Annotated in this window: 8 protein-coding genes; 5 read left to right on the top strand and 3 right to left on the bottom strand. The window is 56.1% G+C overall.

Annotated elements, in window-relative coordinates; translation table 11 throughout:
* Positions 1-108: 108 nt before the first annotated feature.
* Positions 109-990, bottom strand: a complete 882-nt coding sequence (locus NSS64_RS21165; protein ID WP_341141413.1) for an AraC family transcriptional regulator — start codon at positions 988-990, stop codon at positions 109-111.
* 109 nt (positions 991-1,099) lie between these two features.
* Between NSS64_RS21165 and NSS64_RS21160 the strand changes: the two genes are divergently transcribed.
* Entirely contained in the window at positions 1,100-2,167 is a 1,068-nt protein-coding gene (locus NSS64_RS21160) for an SGNH/GDSL hydrolase family protein (protein ID WP_341141412.1), read from the top strand.
* A gap of 7 nt (positions 2,168-2,174) precedes the next feature.
* On the opposite strand, the gene NSS64_RS21155 is transcribed toward NSS64_RS21160, so the two are convergent.
* Complete coding sequence (locus NSS64_RS21155; protein WP_341141411.1) at positions 2,175-4,220, bottom strand: ATP-dependent DNA helicase; 2,046 nt, start codon at positions 4,218-4,220, stop codon at positions 2,175-2,177.
* A 208-nt stretch (positions 4,221-4,428) separates the two neighbouring features.
* On the opposite strand from NSS64_RS21155, the gene NSS64_RS21150 reads away from it, so the two are divergent.
* The 3 genes from NSS64_RS21150 to NSS64_RS21140 all read left to right on the top strand — a co-directional run bounded on the left by NSS64_RS21150 (position 4,429) and on the right by NSS64_RS21140 (position 12,805).
* Positions 4,429-5,718 carry a DUF1963 domain-containing protein gene (locus NSS64_RS21150; protein ID WP_341141410.1) on the top strand — a complete coding sequence of 430 codons (1,290 nt, stop codon included), beginning with the start codon at positions 4,429-4,431 and terminating at the stop codon, positions 5,716-5,718.
* An 88-nt stretch (positions 5,719-5,806) separates the two neighbouring features.
* Positions 5,807-7,009, top strand: coding sequence for an ATP-binding protein (locus NSS64_RS21145; RefSeq protein ID WP_340943017.1), 1,203 nt, complete (start codon positions 5,807-5,809; stop codon positions 7,007-7,009).
* 87 nt (positions 7,010-7,096) lie between these two features.
* Positions 7,097-12,805: a HAMP domain-containing protein gene (locus tag NSS64_RS21140; RefSeq protein ID WP_341141409.1), complete on the top strand. Its 5,709-nt coding sequence runs from the start codon at positions 7,097-7,099 to the stop codon at positions 12,803-12,805.
* Between the two features lie 112 nt (positions 12,806-12,917).
* On the opposite strand, the gene NSS64_RS21135 is transcribed toward NSS64_RS21140, so the two are convergent.
* On the bottom strand, positions 12,918-13,958 hold the full coding sequence (locus NSS64_RS21135; protein ID WP_341142867.1) for a LacI family DNA-binding transcriptional regulator: 1,041 nt from the start codon (positions 13,956-13,958) through the stop codon (positions 12,918-12,920).
* A 266-nt stretch (positions 13,959-14,224) separates the two neighbouring features.
* Between NSS64_RS21135 and NSS64_RS21130 the strand changes: the two genes are divergently transcribed.
* Positions 14,225-15,757 (top strand): DUF5605 domain-containing protein, encoded by a 1,533-nt coding sequence (locus NSS64_RS21130; protein ID WP_341141408.1) that lies wholly within the window; start codon positions 14,225-14,227, stop codon positions 15,755-15,757.

The raw sequence follows: 15,757 nt of genomic DNA, 5'->3' as shown, positions 1-15,757 counted from the left end.
GTGTAATCTCCTTATCAGATGGATTATTGCTCCTCATAAGTCCATCATAATCAAGGATAAATCCAATATCTATAGTAATCTTATAAGCCGAATAGCACTATATTGCGCTTAGTCAAAAAAGAGCTGGCGGTAAGTCAGGCTCTCGCCCCCACTGCGGAAATCGCCCGGGGTCAGCCCAGTCAGGCTGCGGAACGCCTTGATAAAGTAGCTTCCGCTGGAGTAGCCGATCTGTTGCGCAATAGCTTCAATGCTTAAGCTCGTCCCCCGGAGCAGCTCCATCGCCTTCTCCGTTCGGACCCGGGTCAGATAAGCGCCGGGTGTCAGGCCGGTGCTGGCCGAGAAACGGCGGATGAGATGATACTTGGACAGGGAGACATGCTCCGACAGCTGGTCGATGCTAATCATCTGCGAATAATGCTGCTCGATGTATGCGGCGGCGCGCTTGATATTCTCTGACCAGTTGTCCCTGTCGCGCAGCGTAGCCGCCTGCATTCGGGTCAATTCGGTCATGAATTGATAGACGCTGGACGAGGCGATCAGCGGATCGGAGATTCTGCCCGCTCCGGCATCCATGACAATCATCCGCGCCAGCCGGACAGGGGCACAATCTGCGGGCAGCCGGGGCACCTCACCCGCTTCGCGCAGGAATCTGCGCCAGTGGGGCAGGATTAAGCTTGGGCGCAGCAGGAGGAACAGGAACTCCCAGGGCTCTGCCGCATCCGGCGGATAGTAATACCGGTGAGGTCCCGGAATTTCCGCCAGCAGAGCCTGTCCGGCCCGGACCCGGTAGGTCCGGTTCTCTGACTCGAATACGCCCTCACCGGAGAGCGTGTACTGGAACAGCAGCAGCGGGCCGTCGCTGCGCTCCATCCCGTCCCAGCGGTATGCGGGATCGGAGACGGAATCATAACCGGCTGCGAACAATACGCACAGCTGCAGCTCCTTATCTTCGGCAAAGCGAAAGCCATAGGTCCCTCTGGGGATGTCCATGGATATCCTCCTTTTTCTTGACAAGTACTTAATATCTTAACATATCATTGCTAATATAAAGCGCCTTTGCTACTGTTACGAATAGAAACGAGAGAAGGAAGGTTATGGAATGTCCCAGATGCAAACGTACCAACCGGCAGCTAATCAGGTCAGACTCATCGGACGGACCCACTGGATGGGGGAGGTGCTGTGGCTGGCTCTTTCGGGGAGCGGGGTGGAATTCTCTTTCTATGGCCGGGCGGCCCGGATCACTCTGCAAGGCGATGATGTCGCTGCAACCGGCAACAATCTGGCCCGGATCGGAATCAGCGTTAACGGCCAGCGGGTGATAGACGATCAGGTGGATCAGCTACGCAAAACGTATACAGTGTTCGAAAGCGACACCGGGCAAGAGATTACTGTAAGAATTACGAAGCTGTCTGAAGCAGCCATGTCAACGGTTGGCATTGCGGAGATCGCGGTGCAGGCTGACGAAGGGATTAAGCCGACTCCATCTCCGCAGCATACGATCGAATTCATCGGCGATTCCATTACCTGCGGGTATGGTGTGGATGATGAAGAAGCGCTGCATACCTTTTCTACGGCTACAGAAGATGTAACGAAGGCTTATGCCTACCTGAGCGCAGAGCAGCTTGGTGCGGATTACAGTATGGTGTGTTATAGCGGATACGGCATTATTACCGGCTATACCGAAAATGATCAGAAGCTCACCACGCATCTTCTGCCCGATTACTACGAAAAGGTAGGCAAGTCTGAAGGGAGGTTCGGCGGCAGTCTGCTGCCTCAGGAGATAGCTTGGGATTTCAGCAGATTCACGCCGGAGCTGATCGTCATTAATCTGGGGACCAACGACGATTCGTACACGAAGGATGACCCTGCCAAGCAGGCGGATTATGCAGAGAACTATGTCGCTTTTCTACAAATGGTCAGACGGAATAATCCCGATTCGGCCATACTATGTACGCTGGGAATCATGGGGGACAGGCTGTATCCTATCCTGGAGCAGGCGGTGGACCGCTATGCCCGGGAAACCGGTGACAGCAGGATCTCAGTGATGAAGTTCGAGGTGCAGCTAGAGGCGGACGGCCACGCTGTTGATTATCATCCTTCGCAGGTGACGCATCGCAAGGCGGCGGATAGACTGGCGTCAGAGATCAGGAAGCTGATGAAGTGGTGATTGACGGTCACCGGTGAATTCCCTTCTCGCGCACAAACCTCTCCAGCACCCCGAACTCCTCCGTCACCTTGGTGAACGGCAGCGCGGCAAGGACCTGCTCCCGATATGGGTTGCGGGCTCCAGCCGACAGGCGCGAATCCAGGATGCTGAGCACGCCGAGGTCTGTCTCGCTGCGGATCAGGCGCCCGGTGCCTTGCCGCAGGCGGAGCAGCATGTCCGGCACATAGACCTCCATGAGCGGATTCGCCGCCTGCTCCGCCTTGTATTCGTAGACAGGATCAGCCGGAACCGGGAACGGCAGCCGGAAGACGATCAGATGCGACAGATCTGCACCCTCGATATTCACGCCTTCCCAGAACACACCGGTACTCAGCAGCACGCCCTTGCTCGCCCGGAACTCAGCGATCACCCCGTCTTGGGACGAGCCTTCCCGCTGCATATGCAGCGCCCATTTCAGCTTCTCCGCACTCAGCTTCTTGTGAATGTATTTCATATCCTCTTTGGCCGAAAAAAGCACCAGTGTCCGCCCGTCCGTTGCATTGCACAGCCGCAGCAGCTCCTTATACGCCGCTTCCAGATAAGCTTCCCGGTTGTTGTGGTTATAGTAAGGAACGTCCTTGGCGATATACATCATCGTGTGGTTGTCATAATCGAACGGTGAAGCCTGACGCTCCATATACTCGCCCCTGTAGCCCAGCGAACGGGAGAGATAAGCGTATTGTTCCTCCAGCGTACCGCCGGACTGGCTGAGGGTTGCGGAGGTCAGGATGACAGAGGTCTTGCCGCTAAACAGACTGTACTTCAGGAATTGGCTGATCCCCTTGGGGCAGATGCTGACGGCAGCTTCTCCCCGGGGGTGGCTGGCCCAGAGCAGATAGTTGTCCTCCGTCCCGGCAAGCACCTGGAAGAGGCCGATCATTCCGTTAACCGCTTCGAAGGTATTGTCAATCTCCCGTTCATGCCGGGAAGTCAGCACCGAGAGACTGAGGCGGAAATCCTGCAGAAGCTGCACGGCCTGCTGCAGCGGGACTCCTGTAATCTCCGATACTTTAATCCGGTCAGTGTCCTGCTTCGCCGTGTGCAGCAGGTCTGCTTCTATCTGTCTGAATACCTCTTTGGCACAGCGACGGACAAACTGGAAGGACTTCATCAGGCTGCGGTCTGCGGATTGCTTATACAGCAGCTGCATGGCATCCTCAAGCACCCGGGAGATCTGCCGGAAGGTGAATTCGAGCGTCTGGGCATCTCTAACCTTGGCTTCCAGATTATGCGCTTCATCTATAATGATCAGCGCGGGGCGTTCTGCGATCAGGCCCTTGGTCCCTTCTTTTTTCTTGATCAGGTCACGGATCAGCAGGTCCTGATTCACGATGATGAAGTCCATCTCGCCCGGGGCCGCATTGATCTTGGCCCGCATGTCGTAGAAGGTGCAGGTATGCTTGTAGTGGCAGTGCTCGAACTTGCAATCCGTCACACACACGTTAGACCATAAGGCATCACTGACCCCGCCCTTCAGGTCTGCCCGTTCGTTGATTTCTGCATTCAGGATACGTTCTGCCATTACCGTGAGCGGGGAGCCGGACTCCCCGGACGGGAACAGGTCCGCTGCCCGGTACCGGCAGGCATATTGCCCCATGCCCTTGCCGACTACAGAGCGGACCATGGAGAAGCCGAGCCGGCTGCCGATGAACCGCAGATCCTTATGGATCTGTTCGGAGAGCTGGATGGACGAGGTGGCGATAATGACCGGCTGCCGGGAGAGCTGGTTAATCAGCAGGCCGGGAATCAGGTAGGCGAAGGATTTGCCGATGCCGACTCCGGCTTCAATCATTGCATTCCGGCCATGGATATAAGCGTCGGCAATATCCAGCGACATATCCTGCTGGCCGAGCCGTTCGGTGAGACCGAGCCGTTTGAACCGGTCATACATGCGGAAAATCGTATTGACTAGAGCAGGCTCGGCGTCTTTGGCCGGCTCCTTCTTCTGTAATTTGTAGAGATCATTTAACCAGCTGATGACGACCGCCCCTTTTCCTGTCAATTGTCCTGTCAATGTTAGTCTTGTCCTGCATGGATTACGGCAGAGGTTGTTATTATCTTAGATGACGGGCGAACAGTCAAGGGTTAAGGCTGAATTTGTAATCTAGATTCTGGAAGTTCGTCCCTTGCAGGCGGGAGCGGGGCTACATTCGATCGGAAGGTCCGTATCTATTATAATGAGGGCATAATCTGCGTACTGATCATGAAGGGAGAGAAAGGATATGAGCGAACGTCTGCCTTGTCAGACCCCCGGCTGCACGGGAAAGATTCTTCCAGCAACCGCACTGAAGACCGGAGGCATCTGTATGCCCTGCTACCAGCAGAAGAAAGCGATGGAAAGACAGGCTTATATTGAACAGAACCGCAAAGAGGTGAACAGGTATGCGGGTATCCATGATCCGGTTGAAATTCTCACCATTATGCACAGCCCTCGGAAGCCTGACCCGCTGATCAAGGAAGTTCCTTACCCCCGGACTGCACAGGAGCTGTATCATGATCTGACAGAGGAAGAGAGAGAACGGATGGAGAGCTATGCCGTTCATTTATTGGAAGAAGAGGATATAGACCAGGCGGAGATGGTTCTGGTGTCCCTCCTCTGCTTCACGGATACACAGCTTGGGCCGGGTCTGGAAATGCTCCTCCGCACAGGGAATTATGCACCCGCGATTCTTTTCAAGGATGCTGACGCGAAGGTCCGGGACCGGCTCATTGCCCAGGTGGAGTCCGATCCGGTTAACCGTAATCTGCTGCTGCTGGGGCTGGCCTGGATTGGCGATGAAGAGGTGGTTAGGCTGTTCGCGGCATGGCGGCAGTCCCCGCCGGAGTGGGCAGCAGCGTTATATCAGGCGCCCGAGACATATGCCCTTGAAGCAGGCTGGGAGCTGGATGCCGGAGGCGGCAAAAGACAGCTGTACCATTCCGAATGTTACCCCTTCCTGGTAAGCAGGGAAGACACTCCGGAAGCCCCCGGCGCTCCGGCGGCCGTTCAAATGCTCCAGACAGGAACGGACGCCTGTCCTTGGTGCGGAGATGCGCTAACTGTCTTATTCGATTACGATTTGCAGCATCCGCAGGTTAGGTTCATGGAGCTGCCCGGCAAGCGTCTGAGGATTGCAGCCTGTATGCACTGCAACTGTTATGGCACTGTATATATGAAGGCCGACCTGGAGGGCGGGTATTCATGGAGTGAATATAATGCTGTTCCCGGATATCTGCCTGACAATACAGGAGGAGCATTGGCGTTCAACACATGGCATGTCATGCAGCTGTCGGAACAGCCGGCAGGCACATATGAGAGTGCATACTGGGTTCTGGAGGCACCGGCCTCGCAGATCGGAGGTCATCCGGCCTGGATTCAGGATGCGGACTATCCGCCCTGTCCCTGCTGCGCACAAACGATGACTTTTGCGGCGCAGGCGGATATGGGCCAGGTGGCGGAGGACGAGGGGATTTATTATGCTTTTCTGTGCCGGAAGTGCCTGATTACAGCGGTGAATTACCAGCAGACCTGAGTTTCGGGATTTGAAATTTTGGGTATATAAGCTATATTTTCGAAATATAAACGCAAGGCATGCCACAAGCTGGAAAGTGAGGGTTCTCATGGATTTTCCGGTCAACATCCTGCTCGTAGACGATCATCCCGAGAATCTGCTTGCCCTTGAGGCCGTTCTCCGCGGAGAGCCTTACCGGTTGTTTCGGGCCTATTCCGGGATTGAAGCTTTACGTTGTCTGCTGGAGGAGGAATTCGCCGTCATTGTGATGGATGTGCAAATGCCGGGCATGGACGGGCTGGAGACGGCGCGCCTTATCCGTACCCGGGAGAAGAATCATGTGGTGCCGATTATTTTCATGTCCGCGAACAGTACTACGATGGAGGATATCTTCGCCGGCTACTCTGTCGGTGCGATGGATTACATGACGAAGCCCTTCGTCCCGCAGCTGTTCAAGTCCAAGATTGAGGGTTACGTCAGCATGTATGAAGCGAATAAGAAGCTGCAGCTCCAGAGCGAGATGCTGAAGCAGCAGGCCCGGCAGCTGGAGAAGACGAATCAGGAGCTGAGGGAAGCCAAGGAAGCCGCAGAAATTGCCTCCAAGGTGAAATCGGAGTTCCTGGCGATGATGAGCCATGAAATCCGCACGCCGCTGAACGGGATCATCGGGATGTCTGATCTGCTGCTCGCCTCGGATCTGCCGGAGGAATATTGTGAGATGGCGGGGATTATCCATACAAGCAGCAATGCCCTTCTGTCGGTGATCAATCCCATTCTCGATTATTCCAAGCTGGAATCCGGGAAGCTGGTGGTGGAAGCGGCGCCGTTCTCCCTGCAAGATTGCCTGAGCGAGACAGTTGCCCTATTCACCGCGAGGACCCGTGAGCGGAAGCTTGATATGGTGGTGGAGATTGATCCTGCTGTGCCGCCTGATCTGGTGGGAGATGTGAACCGCCTCCGCCAGGTACTGAATAATCTCGTAGGCAACGCCGTGAAGTTCACCCATGCAGGCAGTGTATACATAATGGTTAACAAGCAGGAGGGACCGGCGGAGAAGCTTACACTTGAATTCACAATCAGAGACACAGGAATCGGGATTCCCCCGGATAAAATCGGCGAGCTGTTCCAGCCCTTCTCCCAGCTCGACGCCTCTACCACACGCAGGTTCGAAGGTACGGGACTTGGCTTATCGATCAGCAAAGCTCTGGTGGAGCTGATGGGCGGAAGTATCCGGGTGGAGCCGTCGGATGAACCCGGGGCTACGTTTGTTTTTACAATTGTCGTTCAGGAGTATCATGGACCGGTGGCGTAGAAGATGTCATCGCCAGGCCGGTCAGGCTGGAGGCTATACAACAGGTCATGCAAAAATACGTGCTGAATAAGGGGCAGGGTTGATACTATGAGCGATGACAACCAAATTAAAGAAAACCAGGGCGATGGAATAGACGCCGGTGAACTGCTGAGCGCCTTGATGGCGATGAAGAAGGGCAATTTCTCCCACCGGATGCCGTATGACCGGACGGGAATCGCCGGTAAGGTAGCGGATACGTTCAACGAGATTATGGATATTCAGGAGAGCCTGGTGAACGAGGTTCAGACGGTGGCCAGAGTGGTCGGCAAGGAAGGGAACCTGTCCAGACGGTTCGTGCAAAAGAATCTGGGCGGGTCCTGGGAGACGGTGACCGATTCCTTGAACGGACTGGTGATTGACCTGATTCAGCCGACCAGCGAGATGGTCCGGGTCATTAACGCCGTAGCCAAGGGCGATCTGTCCCAGCAGGTGGAGCTCGCGATTGAAGGACGGCCGCTTACCGGCGAGTTCCAGCGAACGGCAAGTAATATCAATATGATGGTGAATCAGCTCAGCACGTTCGCCTCCGAAGTTACACGCGTGGCGCGTGAGGTGGGTACCGAAGGTATTTTGGGCGGACAGGCTGATGTGAAGGGGGTCTCCGGGACCTGGAAGGATCTGACCGACAGCGTCAATTATATGGCGACGAATCTTACGGATCAGGTGCGCAATATCGCGGCGGTGACCACGGCCGTAGCGAACGGCGATCTGTCGAAGCAGATTACAGTCAATGCACGGGGCGAAATCATGGAGCTGAAGAATACGATCAACACGATGGTGGACCAGCTCTCCATGTTCGCCTCTGAGGTGACCCGGGTGGCGCGTGAGGTCGGGACCGAAGGCAAGCTCGGCGGACAGGCCGATGTGAAGGATGTCTCCGGCACCTGGCGGGATTTGACCGAGAGCGTCAACTACATGGCGTCCAACCTGACGAACCAGGTGCGGAACATCGCGGTGGTGACCACGGCGGTGGCCAACGGCGATCTGTCGAAGAAGATTACCGCCGATGTGCAGGGTGAAATTCTGGAGCTGAAGAACACGATCAATATCATGGTGGATCAGTTATCGACCTTTGCTTCCGAGGTGACCCGGATGGCGCGCGAGGTCGGTACGGAAGGCATTCTTGGCGGGCAGGCCGACGTTAAGGGCGTGTCCGGCACCTGGCGGGATTTGACCGAAAGCGTCAACTACATGGCGTCCAACCTGACGAATCAGGTGCGCAATATCGCGGAAGTGACCACGGCGGTAGCCAAGGGCGACTTGTCGAAGACCATTACCGTCGATGCGAAGGGCGAGATTCTGGAGCTGAAAAGCACGATTAACATCATGGTGGACCAGCTCAGCAACTTCGCCTCCGAGGTCACGCGTGTGGCGCGCGAGGTATCTACGGAAGGGATTCTCGGCGGACAGGCCGATGTGAAGGGGGTCTCCGGGACCTGGAAGGATCTGACCGACAGCGTGAACTTCATGGCGGGCACACTGACGGATCAGGTGCGCAATATCGCCGAAGTAACGACAGCCGTGGCGAAGGGGGATCTGTCGAAGCAGATTACGGTGAATGCGACCGGCGAGATTCTGGAGCTGAAGAACACCATTAACACCATGGTGGAGCAGCTGTCGATCTTCGCCTCCGAGGTGACGCGCGTGGCGCGTGAGGTCGGCACTGAAGGGATGCTGGGCGGACAGGCGCAGGTGAAGGGCGTAGCCGGGACCTGGCGCGATTTGACCGAGAGCGTCAACTATATGGCGTCCAACCTGACGAATCAGGTGCGCAACATCGCGGTCGTAACGACAGCGGTGGCGAACGGGGACCTGTCCAAGAAAATCACTGCAGATGTGCAGGGTGAAATTCTGGAGCTGAAGAACACGATCAATACGATGGTGGACCAGCTCTCCATGTTCTCTTCCGAGGTAACGCGTGTAGCGCGCGAGGTTGGTACAGACGGTAAGCTGGGCGGACAGGCGCAGGTGAAGGGAGTCGGCGGCACCTGGAAAGACTTGACCGAAGGCGTAAATAACATGGCCCGCAATCTGACGGACCAGGTGCGTAATATTGCAGATGTGACCACGGCGGTAGCCAAGGGCGACCTGTCCAAGAAGATCACCGTAGACGTCAAGGGCGAGATTCTGGAGCTGAAAAATACGATCAACACGATGGTGGACCAGCTCTCCATCTTCGCCTCCGAGGTGACGCGTGTAGCGCGCGAGGTAGGCACTGATGGCAAGCTTGGCGCGCAGGCCGAGGTGAAGGATGTCTCCGGCACCTGGAAGGATCTGACCGATACGGTGAACTTCATGGCGAGCAACCTGACGATTCAGATGCGCAATATTGCCGGTGTAACGACGGCGGTCGCGAACGGGGATCTGTCCAAGAAGATTACGGTGGATGTCAAAGGCGAATTGCTGGAGCTGAAGAACACGATCAATACGATGGTGGATCAGCTGAATTCGTTCGCCTCCGAGGTGACGCGTGTAGCGAGCGAGGTCGGCACGGACGGGAAGCTGGGCGGACAGGCCCAGGTGCGCGGTGTCGGGGGCATCTGGAAGGATCTTACTGACAACGTGAATATCATGGCCACCAATCTGACCGATCAGGTGCGGGGAATCGCCAAGGTCGTGACGGCAGTGGCGAACGGTAACCTGAAGCAGAAGCTGACGGTTGAGGCTAAGGGCGAGATTGCCGAGCTGACGGATACGATAAATAACATGATCGAGACGCTGGCCACCTTCGCTGATCAGGTGACTACTGTGGCCCGCGAGGTTGGAGCTGAAGGGAAGCTGGGCGGACAGGCCAGCGTGCCGGGGGCTGCGGGCACCTGGCGTGATCTGACCGACAACGTCAATTACATGGCGAGTACGCTGACCACACAGGTGCGGGCCATCACCAATGTGGCTACAGCAGTGACTAACGGCGATCTGTCACGGGCGATTGATGTGTCCGCCTCCGGGGAGGTTGCCACGCTCAAGGATAACATCAACGAGATGATCCGTAATCTGAAGGAGACGACCCGCATCAACACCGAGCAGGACTGGCTGAAGACCAATCTGGCCAAGTTCTCGCGGATGCTCCAGGGGCAGCGTGATCTGTATGCAGTCAGCCGGATGATCCTGTCCGAGCTGGCTCCGCTGGTATCGATGCAGCATGGCGTCTTCTACATTAATGAACCCTCCGGCGGGGAAGCGGTGTTGAAGCTGTTCGCCAGCTATGCGTATCAGAACCGCAAGCATCTGGCGAACGAATTCCGGGCGGGGCAGGGGCTGGTCGGCCAGTGCCTGATTGAGAAGCAGCGGATTCTATTAACCAACGTTCCGGGCGACTATGTGATGATCTCGTCCGCACTGGGAGAAGCGACGCCGCTTAATATCATTCTGCTGCCGATCATCTTCGAGGATCAGGTGTTGGCGATTCTGGAACTGGCGACCTTCCGGCCTTATAGCGATATCGACATCGCCTTCCTGGATCAGCTTACTGAATCCATCGGCAGTGTAATTAACACGATGCAGGCGAACCAGCGTACGGAGGAGCTGCTGATCCAGTCCCAGTCGCTCACCGAGGAGCTGCAGAAGCAGCAGCTGGAGCTGCGGAGCACGAATGACGAGCTGGAGGATAAGGCGAAGCTGCTCGTACTCCAGAAGGCAGAGGTGGAGAGCAAGAACCATGAGGTGGAGGTGGCCAAGCGTTACCTGGAGGAGAAGGCGGAGCAGCTTGCCCTGACCTCCAAGTACAAATCCGAATTCCTGGCCAACATGTCCCATGAGCTGCGCACGCCGCTGAATTCCTTGCTGCTCCTGGCAGAACAGCTGGCCGAGAATCCGGATGAGAATCTGCATGAGCTGCAGGTGAAGTTCGCCAAGACGATTCAGGATTCCGGGCTGGAGCTGCTGAACCTGATTAATGATATCCTCGATCTGTCCAAAATCGAATCCGGCACGATCACGCCGGATTTCAGCGAAGTCTCGCTGGCGGAGCTCACGGACGGGCTGGACCGTTCTTTCCGCCATATGGTGGATGCCAAGAAGCTCGACTACCGGATCAAGATTGATCCCGGTGTACCGGCCAGCATCGCTACGGATTCCAAGCGTCTGCTGCAAATCCTGAAGAACCTGCTGTCGAACGCCTTCAAGTTCACCGAGCAGGGACAGATTATGCTGCAGATCCGCAAAGCGGCCGACGGGTGGCACCCGGATAAGGAGTCGCTTGAGCGGGCGGCAACGGTCATCTGCTTCTCGGTAAGTGATACGGGAATCGGCATTCCGGCGGAGAAGCAGCAGATTATCTTCGAAGCGTTCCAGCAGGCGGACGGCAGTACGAACCGGGAATATGGCGGAACGGGTCTCGGGCTGGCCATCTCCCGCGAGATCGCCGAGATGCTCGGCGGAGAGATTAGCCTGTACAGCGAAGTGGGCAAGGGAAGCGTATTTAACCTGTACCTGCCGACAGATGCGGAATTCACTGAACCGGAGCCTCCGAAGGCTCATGTTCCGGAGGTCATTGACATTACCCCGGCCAAACGCAGAAGCAGCCTTGTCAAGCCGGAAGAGGAGCCCTTCGCGGATGACCGCGATGGGATTGAACCGGGAGACCGGGTGTTCCTGATCGTTGAGGATGACCAGAAGTTCAACGAGATCATTCTGGGGATGCTCCACAAAAAAGGAATCAAAGCGGTTATCGCCACCAGCGGCTGGGATGTCCTGGAGCTGGTTCAGAAATACCAGCCGTCGGCCATCACGCTGGATCTGCATCTTGGCGGAGATACGGACGGCTGGCTGGTGCTTCAGCAGCTCAAGAACGATATCGGGGTAAGGCATATTCCGGTCTGCGTAATGACCGTGGATGAAGACGAGGTGCAGCTGCTGCAGAAGGGGGCTTACGACTATTTCCGCAAGCCCGTGACCAATGAGGAGCTGGAGAATGCGCTGGACCGGCTGAACCGGTTCGCGGATCACACCACGGCTAATCTGCTGGTCGCCGTCCAGGATGAACAGGAGCGCAAGCATATAGCCGAGCTGCTGGACAATCCAGATCTTACACTCACTCTTGTAGAGACCGGGCGCAAAGCCTTGAACCAGTTGAACAGCAAGACGTTCGATGCGATCGTGCTGGACAGCAGCCTGGCAGATATGAATCTGATCCGCTTCCTCCGGGAGATGTACAAGAACGCCAGGAACAAGAGAATTCCCGTGCTGGTGCAGATGAACCGGAAGCTGACGCCGGAGGAAGAAACCGAATGGGATGAGCTGGCCAAGATGGCGGTGCTCAAAGAGGTGAAATCAGATGCCCAGCTGATTGATGAATCGACGCTCGCCCTGCACCGCAAGGCAGAGAATCTGCCGCCGCTCTCCAGAGAGAAGCTGGTGAAGCTGTATCAATCGGATGAGATGATCGAGTATAAAAAGGTGCTTGTCGTGGATGATGATATCCGCAACATCTTTGCGCTTACCTCTATTCTGGAGCGTCATCAGATGAAGGTGATCCCTGCGGAGAATGGCCAGGATGCGATCACGCTGCTGGAGCAGACGCCGGATATCGGAATTGTCCTGATGGACATCATGATGCCGGGAATGGACGGCTACGAGACGACCCGGGCGATCCGGGAGAAGCCGGAATGGAGGGACCTCCCGATTCTTGCGCTTACCGCCAAGGCAATGAAGGGGGACCGTGAGCTGTGCCTGGAAGCAGGCTGCTCGGATTATATTACCAAGCCGGTGAACAGCGGACAGCTGTTATCGATGATGCGTGCCTGGCTGGACAAATAGGACAGAACGTATAGGACAGGACTATGCAGACAGGAACAGGAGCCAACCCCTTAGCCGCGATCAGGCGGTTAGGGCTGGCTCCTGTTTTTTGCGTATAAGCGGTGAATGCAGCTTACTGATCCGCAGAGGGTTCGAGCCGCCGGCAGGAAGCTCTCTCAATCAAGAGGGTGTCGACTTTGACCTTGGTGCTGACTGCGGACTGCCGGTGAAGAGAAGCGGTGAACAGCTCCACGGCCCATGCGGCCATCTGTTCTTTCTCCACATGAACGGTGGTCAGCTCCGGGGTTACAATCTGTGATTCATTGATATTATCGAAGCCGATGACGGATACATCCTCCGGGATGGAGAAGCCCAGCTCGCTGAGCGCCTTGATCGCGCTGATGGCGATGTAGTCACATTCACAGAAGAAGGCGGTGGGAAAAGGCTGTCCGCTGTCCTTCAGCCGCTGCAGCTTGTCCCGTAACGGTCCCTGGGAGGAAAATAAAGTCGGCGGCACCGCCAGCAGGCTGCTCCGGGGAATCTCCACCTGCGCCTCCGCCATAGCGTCCATGAACCCGCGCTGCCGTTCCCCGAAGTTATGAATCCGCTCCTCGGATGCGATATAACCTATGCTCCGGTGCCCGTGGCCGGTCAGATAGGTGCCTGCCTGATAAGCCCCCATATAATTATTGATCTCGACAAAATGGACAGGCAGCGCATCGAAGCAGGTGTCCAGCACGATCAAGCCGGGCAGCTTGTCTGCAATATCGGCTATTCTGGCCGCATCCAGGCTGGTGCCGAGCAGAATCACGCCGCTGGCGGGCTCCTCCATCACGGATTGAATGCCCTGCTCATAGTGCTTTTCTTCAATCGCGGAGAACATCAGACTGTAGCCCCCCATCCGGCAGCGCTCCTCGATATGATGAATCAGCTCCCGGAAGAAGGGCTGCTGATAGTACTCCTGATGGACCAGTCCGGCATTGGTGAACACCAGGAACCGCAGGGTGGTGGGGTTCGCCTCAGCGGCCGCCGCTTTTCCCCTGCCTGTATATCCGTAGGTCTCCGCCAGGCGCAGGATTCGCCCGCGTGTCTCCGGCCCGACCCCCGGCTTCCCGTTCAGCGCCAGCGAGACAGCCCCTTTGGAGACCCCGGCCAGCCGGGCAAGCTCCTCCATATTCAATGACAAGACCTCCATTCAGCATCGTAGCTTAAGTATGTTTAGTGTAAGGGAAGGTGGTGAATTTAGCAATGAAGCAGGGGTTGAGTGTATTTGTTTAGTTTTGTTTAGTGATAAATAATAACATTGACGATAATTATAAGGTGATGTAGGATGGTTTTATCATGGTCGTATAGTTATTTAATCTTATTTTGTTTAGTTATTGTTTAGTTCAGTGTTACTTATTGTATATCTTAGGATTCATACAGAAGGGAGCAGGACTTATGGCTAATCCGAAGGAAGCAGGGCGGGCTGAAGCATTTCAGGGGAGGGTCTCCGTATCGGTGCCTGACCAGACTTCACAGTGGGGCGTATGTGAAATTGTATTGCACGGAGGCCCTGCCGGGGGCAATCCGTTTACGGAGGTAGCGCTGCAGGCGGAATTTTCGATGGGAGATCGTTCGGTTCTGGCTCTGGGCTTCTATGACGGGGAAGGGGTATACCGCATCCGCTTCATGCCGGAGCAGCAGGGGAAGTGGACGTTCCGGACCAGCAGCAATGCGCCTGCGCTGCATGAGCTTGAAGGGGAACTGGAATGCACGGCTGCTGCAGGCGGGAATCACGGTCCGGTCCGGGTGCGGAATACCTTTCATTTTGCCTATGCGGACGGAACGCCCTATCTTCCTGTCGGCACGACCTGCTACGCCTGGACCCATCAGGGAGACGAGATGGAGCGCCAGACGCTGGATACGCTGAAAGCGTCTTCTTTTAACAAAATAAGAATGTGCGTGTTCCCGAAATCCTACTCCTATAACGAGAATGAACCGGAGTACTATCCCTATGAAGGCTCGGCCCAAGCAGGCTGGGATTACAGCCGGTTCAACCCGGCGTTCTTCCGGCATCTGGAGGAGCGGATTGCAGACCTTGGGGAGCTGGGCATCGAGGCTGACCTGATTCTGTTCCACCCTTATGACCGTTGGGGCTTCGCGGATATGGGCAAGGAGGCGGATGACCGCTATCTCCGGTACCTTGTAGCCAGGCTCTCGGCTTACCGCCATATCTGGTGGTCGCTGGCCAATGAATATGATTTTATGAGAAACAAGATGCCGGCTGATTGGGAGCGGTATGCCCACATTGTAACGTCGTATGATCCTTACGGGCACCTGATCTCTAATCATAATGGCATTGCCTTCTATGATTTCAACCAGCCCTGGGTTACGCATTGCAGCATTCAGCGTGTAGATGCTTACAAGACCTCCGAGAATACGGACGAATGGAGACGGCGCTGGAATAAGCCTGTCGTGATCGATGAATGTGCCTACGAGGGCAATGTCGAGCATGGCTGGGGAAATATTACCGGGGAAGAGATGGTCCGCCGTTTCTGGGAAGGCGCGGTCCGTGGAGGATATGTCGGACATGGGGAAACCTATCTGCACCCGGAAGACAAGCTCTGGTGGGCCAAGGGCGGCCGGCTGTATGGCACGAGCCCTGAGCGGATTGCTTTTCTGCGCCGCGTGCTGGAGGAGGGGCCTTCAGAGGGGCTGAATCCGCTGCCTTCGGAGTGGGATCTGCCCAGAGCCGGGGTGGAGGATGAATATGTTCTCTATTATTTCGGCTTTAACCGGCCGCTGTTCCGCCAGTTCACGATGAACCCGGAGATCCGCTATAAGGTGGAGCTGCTGGATACCTGGAACATGACGGTGGAGGAGCTTGCGGGCAGCTATCAGGGAACCTTCAGGGTCGATCTTCCGGGACGGACCTATATGGCGGTGAGAATGACGCGCCTGCGCGATGAGTATGACCTGGAGGCGAAATAA

Origin of the sequence: Paenibacillus sp. FSL H8-0122, from assembly GCF_038005345.1 — a bacterium.
GTDB lineage: Bacteria > Bacillota > Bacilli > Paenibacillales > Paenibacillaceae > Paenibacillus_AQ.
The sequence above is the reverse complement of the archived record's forward strand: the minus strand, read 5'-3'. Positions and strand labels throughout refer to the sequence as shown.

What these genes read in the sequence shown, in the direction of transcription:
- NSS64_RS21160 (WP_341141412.1), top strand. Translation starts at nt 1,100, where the DNA reads ATGTCCCAGATGCAAACGTACCAACCGGCAGCTAATCAGGTCAGACTC.
- NSS64_RS21150 (WP_341141410.1), top strand. Translation starts at nt 4,429, where the DNA reads ATGAGCGAACGTCTGCCTTGTCAGACCCCCGGCTGCACGGGAAAGATT.
- NSS64_RS21140 (WP_341141409.1), top strand. Translation starts at nt 7,097, where the DNA reads ATGAGCGATGACAACCAAATTAAAGAAAACCAGGGCGATGGAATAGAC.
- NSS64_RS21130 (WP_341141408.1), top strand. Translation starts at nt 14,225, where the DNA reads ATGGCTAATCCGAAGGAAGCAGGGCGGGCTGAAGCATTTCAGGGGAGG.
- NSS64_RS21135 (WP_341142867.1), bottom strand. Translation starts at nt 13,958, where the DNA reads ATGGAGGAGCTTGCCCGGCTGGCCGGGGTCTCCAAAGGGGCTGTCTCG.
- NSS64_RS21145 (WP_340943017.1), top strand. Translation starts at nt 5,807, where the DNA reads ATGGATTTTCCGGTCAACATCCTGCTCGTAGACGATCATCCCGAGAAT.
- NSS64_RS21165 (WP_341141413.1), bottom strand. Translation starts at nt 990, where the DNA reads ATGGACATCCCCAGAGGGACCTATGGCTTTCGCTTTGCCGAAGATAAG.